Genomic DNA, 23,950 nt, shown 5'->3' with positions numbered 1-23,950 from the left:
AAGTCCAAGTCAATGCGGTACCGGAACAACGGAATTCGTACGGTCAGAGGTGCACGGACGGGCACGGTTAGGGTGGTGGGCATGAGCGACCTGCTGGAACGGCTTCGCGGACGCGGCTGGAGGCTGACCGCGCAGCGGCGGGTGGTCGCCGAGGTACTCGACGGCGAGCACGTCCACCTGACCGCGGACGAGGTGCTCGCGCGCGCCACGGCCCGGCTGCCGGAGGTGTCGCGCGCGACGGTCTACAACACCCTCGGTGAACTCGTGGCGCTGGGCGAGGTGATGGAGGTGTCGACCGACGGGCGGGCCAAGCGGTACGACCCCAACGCGCACGTCCCGCACCAGCACCTGGTGTGCTCGGGGTGCGGGACGATCCGGGACGTGCACCCGGGCGGCGATCCGCTGGCCGACCTGCCCGCGGCCGAGCGGTTCGGGTTCACCGTCTCGCAGGTCGAGGTGACCTACCGGGGCCTCTGCCCGGAGTGCGCCGCCCCAGCCTGACGCCTCGGCTCCACCGGAGCCCGCTCAAGCGCCGCCCGGGGCTGCATGGCGCGGCCCGGCGGGGTGCGGCCCTGCAGGCCGGCTGCGGGCGGCCACTTCCAGCCCCTCCGGCGATTGAGGAGCGGGGATCGGGGCGGAGCCCCGAGTGGTCCAGCGAAGCGTCGCCCGTACGGCTCGGCTCCACCGGACCCCGCTCAAACGCCGCTCGGGCTTGACGCGCGGCCCGGCTCCGCCAGGTCGCCCTGCGGCTCCGCCCGGGCCCGCTCGAACGCCGCTCGGGGGCCCCCGGTGGTAGCTGAGAGATGACCGGGGCGTCATGCGGAGGCTCGGCCGGGTGCCGGGCCGGTACCCGGGAGTGCCCGGTCGGAGCCCGGTCAGTGCCGGGCGGGTCGTCGGGTCAGCAGCAGGCCGAGGGCGATCATGGTGAGGCCGAGGCCCAGGTGGAGCCAGTTGTCGGCGGTGTTGACCGGGACGAAGTTGGCCGCGCTGTCGTGGTCGATGAGCAGGCCGTAGATCCACAGGACCAGGTACACGGCGCCGCCCGCGAGGAGGTAGGTCCGGGCTGCCGGGGCGGTCCGGGACAGGGCGATGCCGGCGGCACCGAACAGCAGGTGGACGATGTTGTGCAGGACGGACACCTGGAAGACGCCGAGCAGCATGGCGCCGGAGTGGTGTTCGGCGAACCCCATGCTGTCGTAGTGCGTGGTGACGCCCGGGACGAAGCCGAGTACGCCGACCAGCAGGAAGACCAGGCCGACGAGGAGAGCGGCCTGCTGGACGGGGGCCCGGCCGGCCACCGAATGTGCTCGGGTCATGGCTGTTCTCCTTCGGGCGCGCCCCGGCGGGCGGGGCTCGGCGCGGCTCCGCCGTGGTACGCGCCTAACCGGAATCGGGCCGTCGAACCCTCGTCGCCCGGTGTGCGCGGCCGGTCGCGCCGGGTGGCCGGTCAGGGCGGGCCGAAGTCGAGGGTGACGAAGCCGTCGTCGCCGGCCGGGGCGGGGGCGAGCACGCGGTAGCCGAAGCGTTCCCTCAGCTCGGGAACGTCCCAGACGGCGGCCCGGTCGCGGTAGTTGAAGACCAGGTCCTTGGCGGGGCCGCCGTGCGCGAGGATCCGGGCGATGGCCACGTCGTCGGGGTGGCCGTGCACCTTGCCGTTGGTGGAGATCAGGTAGCGGCCGCAGTCGAGGAGGTCCAGCAGGTCGTTGGAGATGTTCTTCTTGCTGCCGTGGTGGGCGACCTTCAGGGCGTCGATCCGCAGCCGCCCGCCCTCGGCCTCGGCCAGCGGCCGGATCGAGTCGACCAGCCGCCCGTCGTCCGCGTCGCCGGTGAACACGATCCGGGTGCCCTCGAACTCGAAGAGCAGGCCGATGCTGGTGGGGTTCGTGGGGGATCCGTCCGGGACGAACGGGGTGCCGGCGAGCGCGTCGACGTCGATCGCCCCGAAGCGTTCGATGCCCGGTACCGGTTCCCGCTCGACGGGGTCGACGCCCGGCATCAGTCCCGCTTCCGCGCACTTGGCCGCCCACTCGCCGATCAGCGACTCCAGCAGGCCGCGGTCCGGGGCCAGGACCGTCATGGTGGATCCGTCGTCGAACCAGTCCGGCCGGCGGCCCACCTCGATGCTGCGGCCGTCGAAGGCCGCGTTCCAGGACAGGCCCTGGGCCAGCAGGGCGCTGGTGAGCAGTTCGCCGTCGACCGCGCCGAAGACCTCCCGGTCGTGGAGGTGGTCGAAGCCGTTGAACCAGACGTCGCCGATCTCCACGGGCCGTTCGGGGTCGTCGAGGAGCGCCAGGACGCCCAGGATGTGGTCCTGGTCGACGTGGGTCACCACGAGTACGTCGACCGGGCCGTCGAGTCCGGCGAGCAGCGGCCTGATGCGCCGGTAGGTTCCGCGCCGCCCGCCGTCGAAGAGGATCCGCCGGACGAAGTCCCCGTCGCCGTACTCCAGGAGCAGGCAGTCGCCGTCCTGTGCGGGCAGCATCCTGAGCCGGATCATGTCGCGCCCCCTTGTCGCAGGTCGAGGATGAGGAACGGTTCGCGCATGTCGGCCAGCCAGGACAGGCGGTGCACCGCGTCGAGCCGGCGTGCGCAGGCCGGGTCTTCGGGGAAGGCGGAGAACCCTTCGGCGAGCCAGGCGAGTCCGAGGGTGTAGACGGGGACGCCGCGGTCGAAGGCCGCGATCAGCTCCTCGCGGGCCGGCCGGAGGTCGGGCGGGTTCCGGCGCAGCCGGTGGACGGCCCGCAGGACCGCGCCGTCGGGCAGCCAGGGGAAGCCGTCGGCGAGCGCGTCCAGCCACGGCGGCGGGTCCGCCCCGCGGCCCGGGTGGGCGGTGCCGGCGAGGACGTAGCCCGCGGCGGCCGCGGCGAGCGGCTCGGGGTGCGCGGAGGCGACCAGGGGGGCCGGGTCGGGGCAGAGGCGGGCCGCGGTGTCCAGGGCGCCCTGCGCCATGTACGCGAGGGCCGGGCCGAGCGCCGGATCGCGGACGGCCACGGCGACGGCGCTGCCGGTGGGACTCTGCCGGAGGTTGACGAGGACCTCGGCCTCGGCGTCCCCCCAGGGCAGGGGGAGGGTGACCAGGCGTACGGATCCGGTGGCCCGGACGAGCAGGAACTGCCGCTGCCCGACGGCGGGCCGGACGGGCTCCCGGACGGGGCCGTGCGGGCCGAAGCGGTAGAGCGGTGTGACGGTCTCCCCGCGCGCGTCGGGGCGCGGCAGCGGGTGCGGTTCGCCCCGGGCGATCCGCGCGGCCGCGGCTTCGGGCCCGGCGGGGTCCGCGGTCAGCGCGAGCAGGGACGCGTACGACAGGGAGGCTGGGTCGGCGTCGCCGATCCAGGTGGCGAGCGCGGACAGGTCGGCGCCGGTCCCCCGGAGGGTCCCGTCGGGCCCGGCCGCGGCGGCGACCATCGACCGGGAGGCCACCGAACGGGCGAGGGGGACGGCGCCGGGGGCGTGGTAGACGCGCTCCGGCTCGATGTTGCCCATGAGGTACTGCCAGGCGTGCGTCCCGTAGGGCGAGTCGGTCAGGTCGAAGTCGACCGGGGTGGCCCGGCCTTCCACGGCCACGGCCTCCTCGGTCAGGACCAGGCCTGACGGCAGCGTCGCCGAGACCAGGTACCGGCCTGGGGGCACCGGCACCGGGGCGGGTACGGGTCCGGTCCCGCAGGGGATCAGGATGCCCCGCCGGCTCTCGCCGCCGCGGTCGGCGGGGTGGACGTCGCCGACGATCAGCGCGTCGTTGGTCTCCCCGGCGGAGGAGAGCAGGACCCTGACGGCGAGGGCGGTGGTCATGGCCGGGCCAATCGGAGACGGAACAGCGGTGGGCGGGCGTCGAGTTCCCTGCTGCGCACGTCCCCAGGGCCGAGGACGGCCTCGATCCGGTACCGCCCGAACGGCAGGAACAGGGCCCATTCACGGACGTCGGGTTCGTCGCCGGGGGGCGGCGGCGGGCGTCGGCGCTCCTCCTGGCCGGGATGCCGGCACACGAACTCGGCGCGGGCGTTGTCCCGGGGGTCGGCGCAGCCGATGTACACGGGCACGACGGGGTCGCCCCTGAGTTCGTGGAAGTCGAAGTCGATCGACTCGGGCATGGCGGGTCTCGCCGCCTGTCCGAGGGTGCCCGCGAACGCGGGCTCGCGCATGAAGTGGCCGATGGCGTGGGTGAGGGTGCCGGTGGTGACCTTCCACACGCCGTCCTCGACGTTCTCGCTGCCGGCGCCGTCGAAGCTGCGCAGCAGGGCGTCGGTGAACAGGCTGACCCGGCCGGCGCGGGCGAAGGACTCCTCGCCGTGGAGGGTGGCGTACACGACGGCGTGTTCCCGGGGGACGAACCCCGCGGGCCGTACGTTCCCGGCGACCGGGACCCGGCCGAGGCTGTCGGTGCCGGCCGTGCTGATGAGGGTGTCGGAGCCGGCCCGGCAGGCGTCCACGAAGAACACCTGCTGCGCGGCCCGGCAGTTGTTGAGTCCGCGCTTGAGGGCTTCGAAGTTGAGGGCGCCTTCGAGGGGGCTGTTGCGGTCGGCGAACATGTCGGCCGCCAGGAGGGAGGTGTCGAGCCCGAGCGAGACCCCGTGGCCACAGAAGTAGAAGACCAGCCGGGCCTCGTCGTGGTCGCCGCGGTCCTTCCATCCGACGACGGCGTCGACGATGTTGTCGATGGTCGCCGCCGCCACCGGGTGTTCGGCACGGGTGAGGGGGTGCACGAAGGTGACGGACCCGGGCCCGGGCCCTGGTTCGGGCCCCGGCCCGTTCTCGCTCAGCAGCAGCGCCAGACTGCCGAGCGGGCGGGCCGCGTCGTGGTACCCGTCGATCATCCAGGCGGCGAACGCGCGGGCCGACAGCGGCGGTGAGGACAACTGGCGCATCCCCACGGCGCCGGGGTGGTCGGTGGGCGACGGGCCGCCGTGCAGGTGGGTGTAGGCGCCGACCCCGATGACGAGCGCGTGCGTGGCGGCGGGGCCTGCGTCCTCGTCCAGGTGAACCGTGAAACCGGGCATGGAACCTCCGCCCCGGCGCGCTCCTCGGCCCCTCCCGAACGCTCTGATCCATCCCATTATAGGAATGAATGAGCCATACGTCCTCCGGGACATGGCGCTCGGGACGCCGGCGGCCGGGGCGGCCCACGGCCGTCGGGGGGTCGGCGCCCCGGGAGAAGCCTTCTTCCTTATCGGAACGTTAGATCTGCGCGGCGGAGCTTCTCCCGGTGCGCACGGCGGTCCCATGCTCGGGGAGTTCCCCCGTCCGTCCCGGAACCGGGACCTCCCCACACGGAGCCGCCATGTCCTCGTACGCCGCCGCGCCCGCGCCCCCGTCGCCCGGGGAGGAGCGCCGCAGGCGCCGGCTCGCCCTCGTCGGCGGGTCGCTCGGCAACCTCGTCGAGTGGTACGACTGGTTCGTCTACGCCAGCTTCGCCATCTACTTCGCCGACTCCTTCTTCCCCGGCGACAACCCGACCACCCAGCTGATGAACACGGCGGGGATCTTCGCGGTGGGGTTCCTGATGCGGCCCGTCGGCGGCTGGGTGCTGGGCCGCGCCGCCGACCGGCACGGCCGCAAGAGCGCCCTGACGCTCACCGTCACCATGATGTCGGTGGCCGCCCTGCTGATCGCCGTCGCCCCGACTTACGGCCAGGCCGGCTACCTCGGCGCCGGGGTCCTGCTGTTCGCGCGGCTGCTCCAGGGCATGAGCATCGGCGGCGAGTACGCGGCCAGCGCGACGTACCTGACCGAGGCCTCGGCCCGCGACCGGCGCGGGCTCGGCTCGTCCTTCCAGTACGTGTCGATGACCTGCGGCCAGCTCCTCGGCCTCGGCATCCTGATCACCATGCAGCACACGCTGACCACGGCCCAGTTGGAGAGCTGGGGCTGGCGCGTGCCCTTCGTGCTGGGGGCGCTGTTCGCGGTCGTCGTGTTCTGGCTGCGGCGCCGCCTGCAGGAGACCGACGCCTTCCGGGAGCAGTCGGAGGGCGGGGAGGGGGAGGAGGACGACGGGGCGCGCGGCACGCTGAAGGTCCTGTGGCAGCACCGGCGGCAGGCCGGCCTGGTCATGGCGCTCACGCTGGGCGGCACGGTGGCCTACTACACGTACACCACGTACCTGACCAAGTACCTGGTCGGCAGCGCGGGCATGGAGAAGAAGACGGCCACGCTGGTCAGCTTCACCGCCCTGGCGCTGTTCGCCGTGCTCCAGCCGTTCGCCGGGATGCTGTCCGACCGGATCGGGCGCCGCCCGCTGCTGATCACCTTCGCGGTGGGCTGCACCCTGGGGACGTACCCGCTGATGACCGCCCTGGGGTCGGCCTCCTCGTACTGGTCCGCGCTGGGGCTGTCGCTGCTGGCCCTGGTGATCGTCACCGGGTACACGTCGATCAACGCGGCGGTGAAGGCGGAACTGTTCCCGACGCGGGTGCGCGCGCTGGGGGTGGCCCTGCCGTACGCGATCGCCAACGCGCTGTTCGGCGGGACCGCGGAGTACGTGGCGCTGTGGTTCAAGAGCAGCGGCCACGAGACGTGGTTCTTCTGGTACGTGTCCGGGTGCGCGCTGGTGTCGCTGGTGACGTACGTGCTGATGCCGGACACGCGCCGGGCGGCGCTCAGCCGCGCCGAAGCGGAGGCCGACGCCGCGGCCGTCCACCCCGCCCCGGCCGCGGCCCGGGCCCCGCTCCCCCGCTGACTCGCCCCGGCGGCGTGTGGGGCGCGGGGTGCGGGGCGGCGCCCCGCGCGGCCGGGCGGAGCCTCCGCCGTCACGTCCCGGCCCGCGAAGGCCGGGCCATCCAGCCCGGCGCGCCCAGCCCCGCCGGCTCGTCCAGCCTCGCCGGCGTTTGAGGCGCGGGGTGTGGGGCGGCGCCCCACGAGGCCGGGCGGAGCCCCCGTCGGGCCCGCTCAAACGCCGCGCCATTCCAGCCCCGCCGGCGATTGAGGCGCGGGGTGTGGGGCAGCGCCCCACGAGGCCGGGCGGAGCCCCCGTCGGGCCCGCTCAAACGCCGCTCGGGCTTGATGGGTGCGCACCGGCCGGGGTGCGAAGCCGGGCCAGCCCCGCCGGGCAATCCGGCCCCGCCGGACCATTCCAGCCCCGCCGGCGTTTGAGGCGCGGGGTGTGGGGCGGCGCCCCACGAGGCCGGGCGGAGCACCCGCCGGGCCCGCTCAAACGCCGCTCGGGCTGGAAGGTCCGCCCGGAGCCGGCCGCGCGGGCAACGCTCTCGCCGGGCCACTCCAGCCTCGCCGGCGATTGAGGCGCGGGGTGTGGGGCAGCGCCCCACGAGGCCGGGCGGAGCACCCGCCGGGCCCGCTCAAACGCCGCTCGGGCTGGAAGGTCCGCCGGGACCCGGCCGCGCGGCCAGCGCCCGGGCCAGGCCATTCCGGCCCCGCTGCGGGGGTGGGGCAGCGCCGCACGGGGCTGGGTGGGGCCGCTGGGCTCGGGCGGAAGTCGTAGGGTGGCGGGCGGCCACGGACGGAGGGGACATGCACGCGCTGCTCGTCGAGGACGACGACCGGATGGCACGGGCGCTCGGCACCGCCCTGGCCCTCCGCGGCCACACCGTCCGCCGCGTCGGCCGCGCCCTGGAGGCCCTGCGGCTGGTCCACGAGGCCGAGTTCGTCCTGCTCGACCTGGGCCTGCCCGACCTCGACGGACTGGAGCTGCTGCGCCGGCTCCGTACGGTCTGCGACGCCCCGCTGATCGTGGTGACCGCGCGGTGCGAGGAGCGGGACATCGTGCAGGGGCTCCGGGCCGGCGCCGACGACTACGTCGTCAAACCGTTCCGCATGGCCGAGCTGATGGCCCGCATCGACTCCGTCCGCCGCCGCACGGCCGCCGCCCCCGCGGAGCACGGCGGCGGCCGCCCCGTCGTCCGGACCGGGGACGTCGAGGTGGACCTGGCCGGCCGTACCGTCCGCGTCGCCGGAGCCGAAGTGCGGCTCACCCGACGCGAGTTCGACGTGCTCGCCGTACTGGCCGCCCGGCCCGACGAGGTGCACTCCCGGGAGGAGATCCTCGACCGGGTGTGGGGCGACGCCTTCCTCGCCGCCTCCCGTTCCCTCGACGTGCACGTGGCCGGGCTGCGGGCGAAGACCGGCCGGGCCGGCCTGGTGCGGACCGTGCGGGGCTTCGGCTACCAGCTCGGCCGCCCGGCGCCGCCGCCCGGCGCCCCGGACGGCCTGCGGTGACGCGCAGGCTGCTCGCCGTGCTGATGGCGTTCACCGTGGTCGCCACGCTGCTGCTGTGCGTCCCGCTGGCCGACGCCTACGCCCGGGGCCGCGCGGCGCAGCTGCTGCTCCAGCGGCGCTCGGAGGCCGTCCGCTTCGCCGACCTGGCCGACCGGGTGCGCACCCCCGCCGACCGTGCCGAACTGACCGCCGAGACCGCCCGGTACGCCCAGCTGTACGGGGCCGCGGTGGTCGTGGTCGACACGGCCGGGGCGACCGTGGTCCGGGCCGGCACGGGCCCGGCCGCCGCTGCCGCGTCGGCGGCGCGCGCCGGGGAGGGCGGCCTGCGGGACCGGGCGCTGACCGGGCGTTCCACCGACCGGTTGCCGCCGCTGCGCCCGTGGGGGCCCGGCACCGTCGTGCTCGCCGAGCCGGTGGGCCGCGACGAACGGGTCGGCGGCGCGGTGCTGCTGGCCGTGCCCACCCGGGCGGCCCGCCGGGACGTCGCGGTCCGCTGGGCCCTCATCGCGGCCGGCGCGGTCGCCGCCCTCGCGGCGGCGGCGCTGGTGGCGGCGGGCATCGCCCGCTGGCTGCTGCGCCCGGTCCGCGAACTGGACGGCGCGGTGGAGCGGCTGGCCGCCGGCAGCCTGCGGGCACGCGTCGTCTCGGACGGCGGCGGGCCGCCCGAACTGCGGCGGCTCCGGCGGCACTTCAACACGATGGCGGAGGCGGTGGCGGAATCCATCGGGCGGCAGCGGGAGTTCGTCGCCGACGCCTCGCACCAGCTGCGCAACCCCCTCGCCACCCTGGTGCTCCAGCTGGAGAACGTGGAACCGCACGTGCTGCCCGGCCCCGGCCGGGTGGAGCACGCCCGGGCCCTGGACGAGGCGGAACGCCTGGAGGAGTTGCTCGACGGGCTGCTGGCGCTGGCCCGGGTGGAGTCCGGCACGGCGGAGCCGCAGGAGCAGGACGTGGCGCGCGCGGTACGGGAGCGGGTCCGGGCCTGGTCCCCGGTGTTCGGCGCGGCCGGGCTGGAGCTGTCGGTCAGCGGCCCGCCGGAGGGGCTGCGGGCGCGCGGGCTGCCGGACGCGGCGGGCCGGATCCTGGACGCCCTGCTCGACAACGCCGCGAAGTTCGTGCCGGCCGGCGGCCGGGTGGAGGTGCGGACCTGGTACGCCGGGGACGGGGAGGCCGTGGTGGTGCGGGTGGCCGACGACGGCCCGGGCGTGCCCGAGGACCAGCACCCGCTGCTGCTGCGGAGGTTCGCGCGCGCCCCCGGGCACCAGAACGTGCGGGGCAGCGGGCTGGGGCTGGCCATAGCCGACGAGATCGCGCGGGCCGGCGGCGGCCGGCTGGACGTCTCGGCCAACACCCCGAGCGGCCTGGCCGTCGAGCTGCGGCTGCCGCCCGCCTGACCCGGTTCAGCCGTACACCGACCGGTAGTGGGCGGCGGCGCCCGGGTGGAGCGGAACCCGGCCGGTGGCGATCGCGAAGCGGGGTTCCAGCCTGGCCCCCGCGGTCACCTCCGAGAGCAGCTCGCGCCACCGGTCGAACACCACGCCGGTGAGCCCGCGCACGGCCGCGGCCGGGACGTCCGCGCGGGCCAGCAGGTAGTTGCCCACCCCGATCGTCCCCACCGGCTCGGTCAGCCCGTACGCGCCGGGCGGCAGCACGACCTCGCTGTACACCGGGCCGTGGCGTTCCCGCAGCGCGCCCGCGTACCCGTCCAACGGCAGGAAGCGCAGCGGCCGTTCGCGGGACAGCCGGGCCAGCGCGGGGGTGGGGACGCCGCCGGCCCAGAACAGCGCGTCGACCCTGCCGCCGCGCAGGGCGGTGACCGACTCGGCGAGGCCGAGGTGGTGCGGGCGGGCCGGTGCGGGTCCGGTGTCCGTCCCGGCCGCCCGCAGGACCCGCCCGGCGACGACCTGGACGCCGGACCCCTCGGCGCCCGTCGCGACCGGGCGCCCGGCGAGGTCCGCCACCGAGCGGACCGGGCCGTCGGCCGGCACGGCGAGGTGGGTGTAGTTGACGTAGACGCGGGCCAGGGCGGCCACCGGGACGGGCCGGTCGAACGGGCCCCGCCCCACGACGGCGTCCTCGGCCGTGTCGGCCATGGCGAGGGCCAGCTCTACGGAGCCGTCGCGCAGCCTGAGCAGGTTGTCGACGCTGGCCGAGGTGGCGACCGGGACGATCTCCAGCGGGCGTCCGCCGGCCGCGGCGGCCTGCGCCAGGGCGTTGCCGAAGGCGTTGTACGGGCCGCCCTCCGGCCCGGTCGCGAGCCGCAGCCGCGGCGGCGGGCCGTGGTCGCGGGCGCACCCGGCCGGTGCGGCGCCGGCGAGCAGGCCGAGGGCGGCGCGCAGGACCGGGCGGCGGCCCGGGGCGTTCTGGGTCACGGGGGCGAGGATAGGCGGCCCGTCGGCATTCGCGTGGCCCGGGGCCGGAAGCGGGCCGTTCCGCCGCACCGCGCAAACGATGTTGGAATTCCGCCAATTGGCCTGATCGCTTTGGTTGAACATTGGCCGAATTCCTCCCGGCCGGCGGTCCGGCGGAAAGTGTCCGCGGTGTGCGGCAGGGCAATTCGTCAAATGATCAACGTTGTTGACGGACTGTCGGTAACACCAGGTCACGCGGAGGTGACACAGTCGGCACCAAAGTCCCGGGCTGTACGGAAATCCCAATCCCCGGCTCGACTTTCGGAAGATCCGTTCTGTAACGTGCCAGTCATTCACCGCCCAACGGGGGGCATGACCATGGCCGGATTGACCCCCCGGCCTGCCCCCCAGACGTGCCCGGGGGACGAATTTGCGATTCCAGCTCCTGGGGCCCCTGAGCATTGCGCACGGCCCCGAAACCGTCGTTCTCAAGCCATCGAAACCGACCAGTCTGCTCGCCGCCCTGCTGCTGCACCCGGACGCCCTGGTGTCCACCTCCTACCTGCTCGACGCGGTCTGGGACGAGGAGCCTCCGGGCACCGCCAGGGGTGCGCTCCAGACCTGCGTGCTGCGGCTGCGCCGGCTGTTCGCCGAGTACGGGATATCCGCCACGACCATCGAGGCGGTGCCCGGCGGTTACCGCATGCGCGTGGACGCGCGCAGCTCGGACCTGGTGGCCTTCCGCGCCCTCGCCCGGAGCGCGGCCGGCGCCGGCACCGCGCACGGGCCGGGCGAGGAGCTGTACCGGCTGCGGGAGGCGCTCTCGCTGTGGCGGGGGCAGCCGCTGTCCAACGTGGCCTCACGGCTGCTCCAGCGGGACGCCGTGCCGGCCCTGGAGCAGGAGCGGCTGCGGGTGCTGGAGCGGGTCTGCGACCTGGAGCTGGCCGCGGGCAACTGCCACCAGGTGCTGGTGGACCTGTACGAGCCGGCCACCTCGCGGCGCCACCCGGTGCGGGAACGTTTCACCGAGCAGCTGATCGAGGCGCTCTACCGGACCGGGCGGCAGGCCGAGGCGCTCGCCGAGCTCCGCGCGGTGCGCGCACGGCTCCGCGAGGAGCTGGGCGTGGACCCGGGGGCCGGGCTGCGCCGGCTGGAGCTGGCGATCCTGCGGGCCGAGGAGCTGGGCGGGGCGTCCGCCCCGGCTCTGCCGCCGGCCGCCGCCGGCACGGTCGCCGCCCCCGCCGCGTCACCGGTGACCGCGGTGCCCGCGGTGACGACGGTGACCGCGATGCCCGCGCTGTCGGCGCTGTCCGCAGCGGCCCCGCCCGCCGCCGGTCATGGCACCGCCGGTCACGGCACGGCCGGTCACGGCGCGGGCGGTGCCGCCGCCGGGCCCCGCACCGTCCCCACGCCGGCCACGGCCGCCGGCGAAGTCGTGCCGCCGCCGGTCGGTTTCACCGGCCGGGACGGGGTACGGGCGGCGTTGGCCGCGCAGTTGGCCGCGCCGGACGGGCCCCGGCTGATCGTGGTCTCCGGCGCCCCCGGGATCGGCAAGTCCGCCCTCGCCCTGCGCTGCGCGTACGACACCCGCGAGACCTTCCCCGGCGGCGTGACCGTCGTACCGCTGGCCCGTCCGGAAGGCACCCCGGTCACCGAGGAGGAGGCCCGCAAGCTGATCCCCGAACCGGGCGCCGGCCGGCGGCTGCTCCTGCTGGACGACGCGGCCGGGGCCGGGCAGGTCCTGCCGCTGCTGCCCGCCGCGGCCGGCGGGGACACCCGGCTGGTGATCACCAGCCGGCGCGGTCTGGCCGCGGTGGTCGCCACCCACGGTGGCGCGGTGCACCGCCTCGACGTGCTCGGCCGGGACGAGTCCGTCGCCCTGCTCGCCGAGCTGGCGGGCACCGGCCGGATCGCCGACGAGCCGGAGGCCGCCCGCGAACTCGCCGCCGTCTGCGGCGACTTCCCGCTCGCTCTGCGCATCGCCGCCGGACGGCTGCTGACCCGGCCCGGCCTGTCCGTCGCGGACTGCGCCGCCTGGATCGCGGCGGACCCGGTGGGCCGGCTGGCGCTGCCCGAGGACCCCCGGATGTCCGTCGCCGAGGTCCTCGGCCAGGCCGTCGCCGCCCTGCCGGACGGACCACGGGAGGCCTTCCTCCGGTGGGGCGGCCACCGTACGGACACCGGCCCCGCGTCCGGACCGGCCTCCACCGAGGGCGAACTCGAACAACTGGTCGACGCCGGGCTGCTGGAGGACGGGCCCCCCGCCTCCTACCGCATGCACGACCTCGTCCGGCGCTACGCGCGTCGGCGAGCGGAGACGGCCTCCGCGCCGACCGCCTGACACCCCGCCCCAGCCCACCACCCGAACGCACCGCGCCACACCCCAGCTCGCCCCACACCTCTTCCACCACCTCACACCCACACCGCACGGGGGTGCCCCATGACCAGCTCCACCTTCGAGGCCGTCGCCGGGACCCGGCCCCGGATACGCCGGGACGTCCTGTACACGCAGACGCCGGACGGCGTGCTGTTCCACAACTCCGACGGCGGGTTCCGGCTCAACGCCAAGTCCGCCTACCGGTTCGCCACGCTGATCGTGCCGCACCTGGACGGCGGTCACACCGTCCGCGAGCTGTGCGAGGGCCTCGGCGAGGCCCAGCGCGGCATGGTCGCCGAACTCGTGAAGACCCTCTACGAGCGGGACTTCGCCCGTCCGGTCACCGAACCCGCCCCGGACGCCGCGCCGGACGGCGGCCTCTCCCCCGACGAACTCCGCCGGTACGCCCCGCAGATCGCCTACGCCGAGCACTACGCCGACGACGCCGCGGCCCGGTTCGCCCGCTTCCGCAACGCCCGCGTCGCGGTGCTCGGCGAGGACGAGACGGCCCGCTGGTGCGTGCTCAGCCTGGTCCGCAACGGCTGCGCGGCCATCGGCGTACTGCCCGGGCTGGACACCGCCGGGGCGGAGGCGGAGGCGGCGGAAGCCACGGCCGACGGCTGCCCCGCCGAGCTGACCCGGCTGCCCGCCGGCCCCGGCCCGCTGGACTGGGCGGCGCTCGACGGCTGGGACGTGGTCGTGGTGACCGGCGGCCCCGCCGCCCCGGCCCGGATCCTGCCGCTGCTGCGCGACGGGGTGCCCGGGGGCCGGACGCTCCTGCCCGCCTGGACGTTCGGCGGCAAGGGCATCACCGGCCCGCTGTCCCGGCCCGGCTCGACCGGCTGCTGGGGCTGCGCGGCCCTGCGGCTGGGGGCGGGCGGCACGGAAGGGGCCGCCGGTGCGGCGGCCGCCCTGTGGAGCGCGCTGGCCCTGCCGGCCGGCGCTCCGGACACCGCGCCCGCCGGGCCGGTGGCGCCCCCGCCGGCCGGACCGCTGGCCGGGATGACCGGCAACCTGCTCGGCTACGAGGTGTTCCGCGCGGTGTCCGGGGCGCTGCCCGCCGAGACCGCGGAGCAGATCCTGGTCCAGGACCTGGAGTCCCTCGACGTGGCCGCCGAACCGCTGGCCGCGCACCCCGCCTGCCCGCTGTGCGCCCCCGGCCGGGCGGAGGCCGCGACCGGGTCCCCCGAGCCGGTGGACCTGGCCTCGGCCGGGCTCTCGGCGGCGCCCGCCCTGCCCACCGTCGACACCGCGCGGGACGCGGACGCCCTGGTGGAGGAGCTGGACCGGCGCTCGGTACTGGTCCGCCCGCACGCCGGGGTGTTCACCCGGTACGCGGACGAGCCGCTGACCCAGATCCCGCTGAAGCTGAGCGTGGTCGAGTTCGGGACGGCCCCCGGCGCGCGCCGGTCGGTCGCCGCCTTCGACGTCCACCACGTCGCCGGTGCGCGGATGCGGGCCCTGGACCGGGCGGCGCTGGTGTACGCCGAGCACGTGGTCCCGGTGCGCGGCCTGGTGACGGGGGACCCCGGCGAGACCGCCGCGCTCCCGGCCACGGCCACCGGGGCCGAGGGCCGTCCTCAGGCGTGGGAGCGGGGCGTCTCCCTGCTGACCAAGGAGCCGGTGCTGGTGCCCGCGGGCGCGGTCCGGCCGTTCGGGCCGCACAACGCGGCCCGGCTGTTCGAGCGCACCTCGGCCGGGGCCGGCGCGGGCCCGGCCACGGCGGACGCGGCGGCCGCCGGCCTGCTCTCGGCGCTGGCCTACGACGCGCTGCTGCGCACGCTGCGCGGCACCGCCGCGGCACGCGTCCCGCTCACCGGGGGCGGCGACCCGGAACTGACCTTCCTGCTGCGCTCCGCGGACCGGCTGGAGCTCCCGGTGGAGCTGCTGGACCTCGGCGAGGCCGGACACAGCGGGGTGCACGTCCTGCTCGCCCGGTCGGGAGCCCGGTGGGCGGTGGGCAGCGACCCCGACCGCCGGACGGCGGCCTCGGCCGCGCTGCGGGACCTGCTCGGCGCGGTGCAGTACGAGCGGGACCCCGCGGCGGGCGGGACGGCGGCCGACACCGGCGACCCGCTGCTGCGCGATCTCGACCCGCGCGCCCTGCGGGCGAGCGGCACGGCGCCCGGCGCCGAGGACGGCGAGGGCGCGGTCGGCTGGCCGGAGGTCCTGGAGCGGCTGCGCGCCGCCGGGCGGGACGCGTACGCGGTCCGCACGGGCACGGCCGACCTCGCGTCCGCCGGGATCCACACGGTGCGGGTGCTGCTCACCCCGGCGCGCCCGGCGCGGGAGTCCCGTGATGGCTCCTGAGGCCCCCGCGACCGCCCCGGCGGCCGGCCCCGGTACCGACCCGGCGGCCGCCCTGGGCCCGGTCGCGGCCGCCCGCTTCGCCGGCCTGCTGGCGGTCGCGCTCCGCGCCCTGGACGGCCCCCCGGCCGCCGTCAGCGCCCTCGGGGTCCGCGACGCGTTCACCGCCGCGGCCGGACCGGACCCCGCCCCCGCCCCGGAACCCCCAGGCGGCCCCGGAGCCGGACGGCCGCCCGTGCCGGTGTGGCTGTACGGCCGGCACGCCGTGGTCGGCGGGGCCGGCACATGCCCGTGCTGCCTGGAGCGGCGCTGGCAGGCCGTCCGGTCGGTGGCCCTGCGGGACGCGCTGGAGCTGGGCGGCGGCACCCGCCCGGCCGGGGAGTGGCCCTACGCCCTGCCGTTCACCGCGGAGCTGCTGGCCGCGCTGGTCACGGCCGAGGCCGGGCGGAGGCCCGCCCCGGCCGGTCCCGCGCCGTTCCCGGAGGTGCTGCTGCTCGACCTGGCCGCCTGCACCGTCCGCCGGTACCCGCTGGTGCCTGACCCCGAGTGCCCGCGCTGCGCGGAACCCGTGGTCGACGCGCCGGCCGCCCCCGAGCTGCCGCCCGCCCCCAAGTACCGGCCCGGCGTGTTCCGCACCCGGCCGCTGGAGTCGTACGGGATCGACGTGGCGGCCTTCGCCAACCCGCTGTGCGGGGCGCTCGGCCCGTCCCTTGTGCAGGACGTGTCCTCCACCTCCACCTCCGCGACCATCGGCTGCTTCTCCATGCGCTCCGGGGAGTACCTGCGCGAGACGTTCTGGGGCGGGCACACCGACTCCTTCGACCGCAGTGCCCGGGTGGGCGTGCTGGAGGGGCTGGAGCGGTACGCCGGCATGCGGGCCCGGTCCCGGACCGTCGCCGTGCGCGCCTCGCTGGACTCGCTGCAGGCGCGGGAACCGGGCACCGCCGTCGATCCCCGCGAAGTCGGGCTGTACAGCGCGGAGTTCCACGCGGCGAACCCGCGGGTGCGCCCGTTCGCACCGGACCGGGTCATCCCCTGGGTGTGGGGCTGGTCGCTGCGGGACGGGGCGCCGCGCCTGGTGCCCGAGGTGCTGACGTACTACCACGCGCCCGGCCTGGAGAACCGGTTCGTGCAGGAGAGCTCCAACGGCTGCGCCTCGGGCGGCAGTCTGGCGGAGGCGGCGTACTTCGGGCTGATGGAGGCCGTGGAGCGGGACGCCTTCCTGCTCACCTGGTACGGGCGGCAGCCGCTGCCCGAGATCGACGTGTCCACGAGCGGCCGCCCGGCCACCCGGGCCATGGTGGACCGGCTCGCCCTCTACGGTTACCGGGCGCGGTTCTTCGACACCCGGATCACCTTCCCGGTACCGGTGGTGACGGCGGTAGCCGAGCGGTTCGACGGGGGGCCGGGGCGGATGTGCTTCGGTGCCGGCGCCGGCCTGGACCCCGAGTCGGCCCTGGACTCGGCGCTGTGCGAGATCGCCACCGACGCGGTCAACCTCACCGGCCGCACCGTGCGGGACGAACCGCGACTGCGGGCCATGGCCGAGGACTTCGGCCTGGTGACCGCCCTGCACGACCATCCGCTGGTGTACGGGGTGCCGGAGATGGGCCGGTGGGCCGACTTCCTGCTGCGGGCCCCGCAGGGCCGGATGCGGGCGGTCTCCGAGCTGGCCTGGCCGGACGAACGGGGCCGGCCGGTCTCCGATGACGTGCGCGAGGACCTTCAGCGGTGCGTCGCGGCGGTGGCCGGCCACGGCTTCGACGTGGTCCTCGTCGACCAGACCATGCCCGAACAGCGGCGGCTGGGCCTGCACACGGTCAGCGTGCTGGTGCCCGGTCTGCTGCCGATCGACTTCGGCCACTCCCGGCAGCGGGCGCTCGGCATGCCCCGGCTGCGGACCGCGCTGCGCGCGGCCGGGCTGCGGGAACACGACCTGGATCCGCGCGGGTTCAACCCGGCTCCGCACCCCTTCCCGTGACCGGCCGGCTCCGCACGCCGTACCGACGACCCCCCGCAGGAGGACCCGTGGGCTACGCCCATACCTACGCGCACGACATCATGCACCGCGGCCGGATACCGATGGAGCCCGTCGACTTCGTCCCCGACTGGGCCGACCGTCCGCGCAAGGCCAAGTACTACCCGGGCACCGAGCTGCTCCCGCTGCCCCCGGCGACCCCGCCGGACGGCACCCCGGCCGGTTCCGCCGCCGCCGGGTTCGGCCTGCCGGTGCTGGGCGGGCTGCTCCAGGACAGCTACGGGCTGACCGGGCGGCGGCTCGGTGTGCAGGCCAACACCGACCTGGCCGCGCTGCCGCACTACACGCACGCGAACTGGTCCCGGGGCACCGCCTCCGGCGGCGGCCTGTACCCGGTGAGCGTGTACTGGGCGGCGGGCGCCGGCGCCCCGGTCACCCCGGGGCTGTACCACTACGCCCCGCACCACCACGCCCTGCGCCGGCTCCTGGCCGGCGACGTGACGGGCGAGGTGCGGGCGGCGCTCGGCGGCCCCGCCGCGCCGGGCGGCCCGGACGCCGGGTACCTGCTGCTGGGCGTCAAGTACTGGCAGAACGCGTTCAAGTACAACAGCTTCTCCTTCCACGCGGTGAGCATGGACGTGGGCACGCTGGTGCAGACGTGGCGGCTCTGGGCGGCCGAGCGGGGCCTGGGCCTGTCCCCGCTGCTCTGGTTCGACGAGGAGCGGCTGGCCCGGCTGCTGGGCACCCCTGATCGGGAAGAGGGGGTGTTCGCGGTCGTGTCGCTGGGCCCCGGTGCCACCGCCCCCGCGCCCGGGGCGCCCGTACCCGCCCCGGCGGACGGCGGCGGCGCGGACGCCCGCGCCGAGGAGCCGCGGGTCCGGCACCGGGACGTGGAACGCTCCCGCCGGGTGCTGGAGTTCGAGACCCTGCGCCGCGTCCACCGCGCCACCCTGGGCCGGGCCGCCGACCGGCCCGCCCCCGGCGCCCTGGACGCCGCCGCCGCGGCCCCGGTACGGGGCGGGGAGCCCGTGCCGCTGCCCGCCCCGAGCGCCCGGCGGCTGGGCACCGCGGCCGCCCTGCGGGCCCGGCGGAGCAGCTTCGGCCGGTTCGACGCCAGCCGTCCGGTCGCCGCTGAGGAGCTGGCGGCGGCACTGGCGGACTGCGCGGCCACCTCCCTGGGCTCCGAGGCCGAACGGCCCGACGGCCCGCGGCTGGTGTCCCTGTACGCCTTCGTCAACCACGTCACGGGGATCGCCCCCGGCAGCTACGCCTACGACCCCGACGCGCACGCGCTGCGCCTCGTGGTGGACGGGCCGCCGGGGCCGTTCCTGCAGCGGAACTACTTCCTCTCCAACTACAACCTGGAGCAGGCGGGGGCGGTGCTGGTGCCGGCCGTCCGGACGACGGCGGTCCTCGACGCGGTCGGCGACCGCGGCTACCGCCTGGTCGGCGGCACCGCCGGCGCGGTCGCGCAGACCTTCTACACCACCGCCGCCGCGCTCGGCCTCGGCGCCGGCGTGGCGCTGGGCTTCGACAACGTCGCGTACACCGAGCACCTGGGGACGGACGGCACGGACGAGGCACCGCTGCTGATCATGCTGCTGGGCCACGAGCGGCCCCGGCCCGCCGACTTCCGGCACGAGATCGCCTGAGGAGAGGGCACCGGACGATGACCACGACCAGGACCACACCCCTGACGGGGGACGCGGCCGGCCCCGCAGGCACCGGCTGGCGGCTCGGCGAGCACCTGGTGCTCCGGGTGGCCGGGCTGCCGGCCGACGCGGTCGGCGCACTGCGCTGCCCCGGCGCCGCCGACTGGGCCGCCCGGGTGCTCGCCGCGGAGGCCGGGCTGCGGGCGGACGCCGGTCCGCTCGGCGACGCGCTGCACCGGGCGGTGGCCGCCACCGACCCGGCGCCCGACGGACCCGGTGCCGCCGCCCGCCGGGCGCTGCTGGCCCTGCGCCGCCGGATCCACAACAACCGGCCGCCGGACCGGGCGGACGAGGCCCTGGCCGCCCTCGCCGCCACCGACCCGGACGGCGCGGCCGCACTGGCGGACTGGCTGGAGCGCCACCGTGAGCTGTGCGGGCTCCTCGCGGAGGGCGGGCCCCTGCTCGCCGCCGACCTCGCCGCGGGGCGGAGGGCTCTGGCGGGGCTCCTGGAGGACGACCGGCTGCGGCTGGGGCTGCTGCTGGCCTCCCCGGTGCTGGAGAGCCGCCTGGGTCCGCTGGTGCGGGCCGCCGCGGAGGGCGCCGAACCGCGCGGCCGGGCCCGGAAGGCGGAGCGGGCGGTGCTGTCGTACGTGTACCGCACGGCCTGCAAGACAAGCCCGTTCAGCACGTTCACGGCGCTGGCCACCGGCCGGTTCACCGGGCCGGCGGAGGGGGGCGGTCCGCCGGAGGTGCGGGTGGCCGACGCCTGGACCGGTCACGTCCGGCTGAACGTGGTGGTGCTCGCCCGGATCGCCGAGCTGATCGCGGCCGATCCGGTGCGGCGCCGCGACCTGCCGCTGCGGCCGGCCTCCGGGTGGGTGCCGGCCGGCGACCGGGTCCGCTACGTGCGCCGTTCGGTGACCGCCGGCGACGACTCGGCCGCGGTGACCTTCGACGCGGCCACGGACCGGCTGTTCTTCCTGCGCCGCAGCGGCACCCTGGACCGGCTGCTGGCCCTGTTCGCGGAGCGCGGCGAGCTGCGCCACCACGAGCTGGCCGACTGGCTGGCCGCCGAGCACGGGGCGGAGCCCGCCGAGTGCGAGGCGTACGTCGAGGCGCTGCGCCGGCTGGAGCTGGTGCGGGTGCCCTGCCTGGACACCGAGGTGCACAGCCCGGACCCGCTGCGCTCCTTCCACGAGGCGCTGTCCGGGCTCGGCGTCCCGTGGGCCGACCGGCTGGCCGGGCTGCTGGAGGAACCCGCCGGGCTGCTCGACCGCTACCCGGCGGCCGGCCGGGACGAGCGGCGCGGGCTCCTCGCCGCCCTGCGGGCGGCGCTGGGCACGGTCTGGGAGGAGCTCGGCGCCGACCGGTCCGGGGTGCCGCAGACCCTGGTGTACGAGGACGTCAGCGCCGGCCGGGACCTGCCGGTCCCGGTGCCGGGTCTCGGGGCGCTGCGCGCGGTGGAGCGGATCCTGCCGGCCTTCGACCTGACGCTGGCCCAGCGGATCACCTTCGAGGGGTTCTTCACGGCGCGGTACGGGCGGGGCGGACGCTGCGAGGACCTCCTCGGTCTGGTGCACGATTTCCACGAGGACTTCTTCGACCAGTACCTGTCCTTCACGGCCCGGCGCCGCCCCTACGACGAGCGCGGGGAGTACGTGCCGGAGGAGAACTGGCTGGGCCTGGACGGGATCCGCGCGCTGGACGCGGCCCGGCGGGTGTTCACCGCGCGGGTGCGGGAGGCCTGGGCCGGCTACGCGGACGAGGAGCGGGAGTCCGAACTGCGGTTGACGGAGGCGGACATCGAGGCGGTCGCGGCGGAACTCGCGCCGCTGCCCGCCGGTTTCGCACCCCGCTGCCACCACCTCCAGTTCGGCACCGACCCGGTGAGCGGGGAGCCGCGCACCGTGCTCAACCGCGCCTACGGCGGTCTGTCGTTCCCGTTCAGCCGGTTCACCCATGTGTACGACGAGCCCGGGGGGCCCGGGGCGCTGTCCCCGCGGCTGCGGGCGGCGAACGGCGCCGCGGCTCCCCGCGGCGCGGTGCTGGCCGAGGTCACCGGCGGTCCCGTCACCACCAACCTCAACCTGCACGGCCGGCTCACCGACTACGAGATCGTCTGCCCCGGCGAGACCGGGACCCTGCCGCCGGACCGGCAGCTGCACCTGGACGACCTGTACGCGGAGCACGATCCGGGCTCCGGCCGGGTGCTGCTCCGGTCGCGGCGCCTGGGCCGCGAGGTGGTGCCCGTCTACCTGGGCTACCTGGTCCCGCTGGCGCTGCCCGCCGTGCCCCGCACCCTGCTGCTGCTGTCCCCCTCCTCGATGTCCCCGCTGGACGTGTGGGCGGGCGTCCCCGAGGGCGCCCCGCGGGGGCGGGTCACCAGCCGCCCCCGGGTGGTCCACGGCGACCTGGTGCTCAGCCGCCGCAGCTGGACGACGACCGCGGACGCGCTGCCGGCGCGCGGTGCCCGCGACGCGCAGGACTTCCTGGACTGGCAGCGGTGGCGGCGTGAACACGGCCTGCCCGAGAGGGCCTTCGCCACCGTGTCCGCCGTGGGCGCGGGCGCGGGGGGCGGTGCGAAGCCGCAGTACGTCGACTTCGGGAGCCTGCTGTCCCTGGGCGCGTTCGAGGCCCTGCTGCGGGACGGCACCGACCGGGTCGTCTTCCGCGAGCCGCTGCCCGACCCGGCCGGGCCCCACGTGCGGTCCGGGCGCGGCGGGCACGTGGCCGAACTCGCCGTGGAGACCTTCACCGGCCCGGTCGCCGGGACCGGCTCCGCGACCACCCCCACGAGCATTCCGGAACAGGAGGGCGACGTCCGATGTCCGAGCTGACCACCCCCGTGCCGCGGCGCGGCGACTGGCAGGCCGTGCACGTCTTCTACGCGGCCAACCCGCGGCCACTGCTGCTGGACTGCGTCCGCCCGCTGGTCGCGGAGCTGACCGGGGAAGGGCTGATCGCGGGGCACTTCTTCATCAACTACTGGCTGGAGGGCCCGCACGTCCGCCTGCGGCTGCGGCCTTCCTCGCCGGAGGCGGAGGAGGAGGTGCGGCGGCGTACCGAGGAGGCGGTCGGGGCCTTCCTCAGGGCGCGGCCGGCGCTGTACCAGGTGGACTCCGGCTTCCTCAACGAGTTCTACAACACGCTGTTCGACATCGAGTTCCCGGACGGGGACCGGGCGGCGTTCGCGGGCCCGGACGGGCGGATGAACCTGCGCCCCAACAACTCGTTCTCCTGGGTGCCCTACGAGCCGGAGTACGGCAAGTACGGCGGCCCGGCCGGGGTGGAGCTGGCCGAGTGGCACTTCGCGCACTCCAGCGACCTGGTGACGGACGCGCTGGGCCGGATGAACCTGCACCTGCGGACCGTCCTGCTGGGGACCTCCGCCCAGCTGATGATGGTGATGGCCGGGGTGTTCCTGCCCGGCCGCGAGGAGCTGGCGGACTACCTGGACTCGTACTACGCCTTCTGGCACCGGGCGTTCCCGGGCACCGGGTTCATCGGGTCGGACGAGTACGACCGCGACTACGCCGGGACCGCCCCGGGGCTGTACCGCCGGTTCGAGGCGGTCCGGTCGGCGCTGGCGTCCGGGGAGACCGGCCGGCTGCCGGCGTTCCTGGCCGGCTGGGCCGCGCACTGCCGGGAGCTGCGGGACCGGGCGGAGGCCCTTGCCGTGGCCGGGGAGCTGGTGTTCCGGTCCTGGGACGGCACCCGGGACGAGCGGGTGACCGACCCGGCGGAGGCCCTGCCCCGGCTGCTGTCCCCGTACCTGCACATGACCAACAACCGGCTGCACGTGACGATCCGCGACGAGGCCTACCTGGCGCACCTGCTGGGACGGGTGCTGCGCGAGCGGCCGGGGGCGGAGGCGTCCACCGCGGCCGGGGAGTCCGCCGCGGCCGGGGCGGTGGCGCCGTGACCGGCCCGGCGCTGGACCACCGGCCGGCGCTGCGCCCGGAGGTGCTGCTGTCACCGCCGCTGCTCAACGGACCGGCGACGGTGCACCTGGTCAAGGACCCGGTGTCGGGCGCGGCGTTCGAGATCGGCCCGAGGGAACACTTCCTGGTGTCCCGGCTGGACGGCTCCCGCAGCCTCGCGGAGATCGGCGAGGCGTACGGGCGGGCCTTCGGGCGGCGGCTGGACGAGCGCAACTGGCAGCAGCTGCTCGGTCTGCTCGGTGCGCGGCGGCTGCTCGCGGGCGGGCCGCCGCCCACCCCGGCGGAACGTCCGGCGAAGCCCTGGCAGGGGTCCTGGCTGCGGGGCAGCGTCCGGCTGGTCGCGGACGCCGACGCGGCGACGGCCCGGCTGCACCGGGTGCTGCGGCCGCTGCTCCGGCCCGCGCCGGTGGTGCTGCTGATGGCCGTCTGCGCGGTGATGGAGGTGCTGCTGGCCGCGCGGTTCGGGCGGCTCGCCGACGACCTGGGCCGGGTGCTGCGCGAGCCGGCGGCGGTGCTCGCCGTGGCCACGCTGCTGTGGCTGAGCACCGCGCTGCACGAGTTCGCGCACGGGATCGCCGCCCGGCACGCGGGCGGCACGGTCGGTGAGATCGGGCTGCGCTGGCGGCTGCCCGTGGCGATCATGTACTGCCGGGTGGACAACTACCGCCACCTGCCCCGCCGCCGCGACCAGGCGGCCGTGGCCGCGGCGGGCGCCTTCGCCAACCTGCTGTTCCTGCTGCCCTTCTGGGCGGCCTGGCTGCTGCTGCCGGCCGGCGGGGGCACGTCCCGGGCGCTGTCCGCGCTGCTGCTCCTCGGCAGCGCGCAGGCCCTGGTGAACCTGGTTCCGGTGCCGCCGCTGGACGGGTACGCGCTGCTCTGCCACGTGCTGCGGGTGACCCGGCTGGCCCCGGCCGGCGCCGCGTACGTCCGGCTGCGGCTGCGGGATCCGGCCGCGGCCGCCGGCTACCCGGCGCGGGCCCGCCGGATCTACCTCGGCTACACGCTGGGCTCGGCCGCGGCCGTCCTGCTGCTGGTCGCCGGGCTGGCCTGGGCGGGGTGGTACGCCGTGACCCGCTGAGCGGGCCCGGCCGGCCCCTTTCCGCCCGCAGCCCCACCCGACCCTCCCCCTCCTTGTCCCCTCCCTCTCCCCCGCCCGCCACCACACCGAGGACGCACCGCCC

At 76.4% G+C, this 23,950-nt stretch carries 16 protein-coding genes; 11 read left to right on the top strand and 5 right to left on the bottom strand.

The window, feature by feature from the left end:
- Positions 1–81: 81 nt before the first annotated feature.
- A complete protein-coding gene (locus tag ACFY61_RS11150) occupies positions 82–501 on the top strand; it encodes a Fur family transcriptional regulator (protein ID WP_389469912.1) in 420 nt (139 codons plus the stop codon).
- Between the two features lie 374 nt (positions 502–875).
- Here ACFY61_RS11150 and ACFY61_RS11145 read toward each other — a convergent pair whose 3' ends face one another.
- From ACFY61_RS11145 to ACFY61_RS11130, 4 genes are all read right to left on the bottom strand, one after another.
- On the bottom strand, positions 876–1,316 hold the full coding sequence (locus ACFY61_RS11145) for a DUF4383 domain-containing protein (RefSeq protein WP_389469911.1): 441 nt from the start codon (positions 1,314–1,316) through the stop codon (positions 876–878).
- A 131-nt stretch (positions 1,317–1,447) separates the two neighbouring features.
- The gene (locus ACFY61_RS11140; RefSeq protein ID WP_389469910.1) at positions 1,448–2,497 is read right to left on the bottom strand and encodes a ComEC/Rec2 family competence protein; all 1,050 of its coding nucleotides are present in this window, start codon (positions 2,495–2,497) and stop codon (positions 1,448–1,450) included.
- Complete coding sequence (locus tag ACFY61_RS11135) at positions 2,494–3,789, bottom strand: hypothetical protein (protein WP_389469907.1); 1,296 nt, start codon at positions 3,787–3,789, stop codon at positions 2,494–2,496. Before ACFY61_RS11135 ends, ACFY61_RS11140 begins: the two co-directional genes overlap by 4 nt.
- Positions 3,786–4,994 (bottom strand): caspase family protein, encoded by a 1,209-nt coding sequence (locus ACFY61_RS11130; RefSeq protein ID WP_389469904.1) that lies wholly within the window; start codon positions 4,992–4,994, stop codon positions 3,786–3,788. The genes ACFY61_RS11135 and ACFY61_RS11130 overlap by 4 nt, the downstream gene beginning before the upstream one ends.
- 281 nt (positions 4,995–5,275) lie before the next feature.
- Between ACFY61_RS11130 and ACFY61_RS11125 the strand changes: the two genes are divergently transcribed.
- From ACFY61_RS11125 to ACFY61_RS11115, 3 genes are all read left to right on the top strand, one after another.
- On the top strand, positions 5,276–6,670 hold the full coding sequence (locus tag ACFY61_RS11125; protein ID WP_389469902.1) for an MFS transporter: 1,395 nt from the start codon (positions 5,276–5,278) through the stop codon (positions 6,668–6,670).
- Positions 6,671–7,458: 788 nt separating this feature from the next.
- Entirely contained in the window at positions 7,459–8,163 is a 705-nt protein-coding gene (locus ACFY61_RS11120) for a response regulator transcription factor (RefSeq protein ID WP_389469901.1), read from the top strand.
- Positions 8,160–9,557, top strand: a complete 1,398-nt coding sequence (locus ACFY61_RS11115) for an ATP-binding protein (RefSeq protein WP_389469900.1) — start codon at positions 8,160–8,162, stop codon at positions 9,555–9,557. Before ACFY61_RS11120 ends, ACFY61_RS11115 begins: the two co-directional genes overlap by 4 nt.
- 6 nt (positions 9,558–9,563) lie before the next feature.
- Here ACFY61_RS11115 and ACFY61_RS11110 read toward each other — a convergent pair whose 3' ends face one another.
- Positions 9,564–10,535 carry a TAXI family TRAP transporter solute-binding subunit gene (locus ACFY61_RS11110; RefSeq protein WP_389469898.1) on the bottom strand — a complete coding sequence of 324 codons (972 nt, stop codon included), beginning with the start codon at positions 10,533–10,535 and terminating at the stop codon, positions 9,564–9,566.
- A 409-nt stretch (positions 10,536–10,944) separates the two neighbouring features.
- On the opposite strand from ACFY61_RS11110, the gene ACFY61_RS11105 reads away from it, so the two are divergent.
- The 7 genes from ACFY61_RS11105 to ACFY61_RS11075 all read left to right on the top strand — a co-directional run bounded on the left by ACFY61_RS11105 (position 10,945) and on the right by ACFY61_RS11075 (position 23,847).
- The gene (locus tag ACFY61_RS11105) at positions 10,945–12,855 is read left to right on the top strand and encodes a BTAD domain-containing putative transcriptional regulator (protein WP_389469897.1); all 1,911 of its coding nucleotides are present in this window, start codon (positions 10,945–10,947) and stop codon (positions 12,853–12,855) included.
- Between the two features lie 99 nt (positions 12,856–12,954).
- Complete coding sequence (locus ACFY61_RS11100; protein ID WP_389469895.1) at positions 12,955–15,201, top strand: TOMM precursor leader peptide-binding protein; 2,247 nt, start codon at positions 12,955–12,957, stop codon at positions 15,199–15,201.
- The gene (locus tag ACFY61_RS11095; protein ID WP_389469894.1) at positions 15,191–17,179 is read left to right on the top strand and encodes a TOMM precursor leader peptide-binding protein; all 1,989 of its coding nucleotides are present in this window, start codon (positions 15,191–15,193) and stop codon (positions 17,177–17,179) included. The genes ACFY61_RS11100 and ACFY61_RS11095 overlap by 11 nt, the downstream gene beginning before the upstream one ends.
- Positions 17,180–17,226: 47 nt before the next feature.
- Positions 17,227–18,828 carry a SagB family peptide dehydrogenase gene (locus tag ACFY61_RS11090; RefSeq protein WP_389469893.1) on the top strand — a complete coding sequence of 534 codons (1,602 nt, stop codon included), beginning with the start codon at positions 17,227–17,229 and terminating at the stop codon, positions 18,826–18,828.
- 17 nt (positions 18,829–18,845) lie between these two features.
- The gene (locus tag ACFY61_RS11085; protein ID WP_389469890.1) at positions 18,846–21,665 is read left to right on the top strand and encodes a lantibiotic dehydratase; all 2,820 of its coding nucleotides are present in this window, start codon (positions 18,846–18,848) and stop codon (positions 21,663–21,665) included.
- On the top strand, positions 21,653–22,750 hold the full coding sequence (locus tag ACFY61_RS11080; protein WP_389469888.1) for a lantibiotic dehydratase C-terminal domain-containing protein: 1,098 nt from the start codon (positions 21,653–21,655) through the stop codon (positions 22,748–22,750). Before ACFY61_RS11085 ends, ACFY61_RS11080 begins: the two co-directional genes overlap by 13 nt.
- Entirely contained in the window at positions 22,747–23,847 is a 1,101-nt protein-coding gene (locus ACFY61_RS11075) for a peptidase M50 (RefSeq protein ID WP_389469886.1), read from the top strand. Before ACFY61_RS11080 ends, ACFY61_RS11075 begins: the two co-directional genes overlap by 4 nt.
- The last annotated feature ends 103 nt before the right edge of the window (positions 23,848–23,950 follow it).

This window comes from Streptomyces sp. NPDC012888 (assembly GCF_042900645.1).
Taxonomy (GTDB): domain Bacteria; phylum Actinomycetota; class Actinomycetes; order Streptomycetales; family Streptomycetaceae; genus Streptomyces.
Note: the sequence above shows the minus strand (reverse complement) of the source record. Positions and strands in the feature narration are given on the sequence as shown.

Coding starts and splice junctions, on each gene's coding strand:
- ACFY61_RS11150 (WP_389469912.1), top strand. CDS start 82: ATGAGCGACCTGCTGGAACGGCTTCGCGGACGCGGCTGGAGGCTGACC.
- ACFY61_RS11145 (WP_389469911.1), bottom strand. CDS start 1,316: ATGACCCGAGCACATTCGGTGGCCGGCCGGGCCCCCGTCCAGCAGGCC.
- ACFY61_RS11140 (WP_389469910.1), bottom strand. CDS start 2,497: ATGATCCGGCTCAGGATGCTGCCCGCACAGGACGGCGACTGCCTGCTC.
- ACFY61_RS11135 (WP_389469907.1), bottom strand. CDS start 3,789: ATGACCACCGCCCTCGCCGTCAGGGTCCTGCTCTCCTCCGCCGGGGAG.
- ACFY61_RS11130 (WP_389469904.1), bottom strand. CDS start 4,994: ATGCCCGGTTTCACGGTTCACCTGGACGAGGACGCAGGCCCCGCCGCC.
- ACFY61_RS11125 (WP_389469902.1), top strand. CDS start 5,276: ATGTCCTCGTACGCCGCCGCGCCCGCGCCCCCGTCGCCCGGGGAGGAG.
- ACFY61_RS11120 (WP_389469901.1), top strand. CDS start 7,459: ATGCACGCGCTGCTCGTCGAGGACGACGACCGGATGGCACGGGCGCTC.
- ACFY61_RS11100 (WP_389469895.1), top strand. CDS start 12,955: ATGACCAGCTCCACCTTCGAGGCCGTCGCCGGGACCCGGCCCCGGATA.
- ACFY61_RS11095 (WP_389469894.1), top strand. CDS start 15,191: ATGGCTCCTGAGGCCCCCGCGACCGCCCCGGCGGCCGGCCCCGGTACC.
- ACFY61_RS11085 (WP_389469890.1), top strand. CDS start 18,846: ATGACCACGACCAGGACCACACCCCTGACGGGGGACGCGGCCGGCCCC.
- ACFY61_RS11080 (WP_389469888.1), top strand. CDS start 21,653: ATGTCCGAGCTGACCACCCCCGTGCCGCGGCGCGGCGACTGGCAGGCC.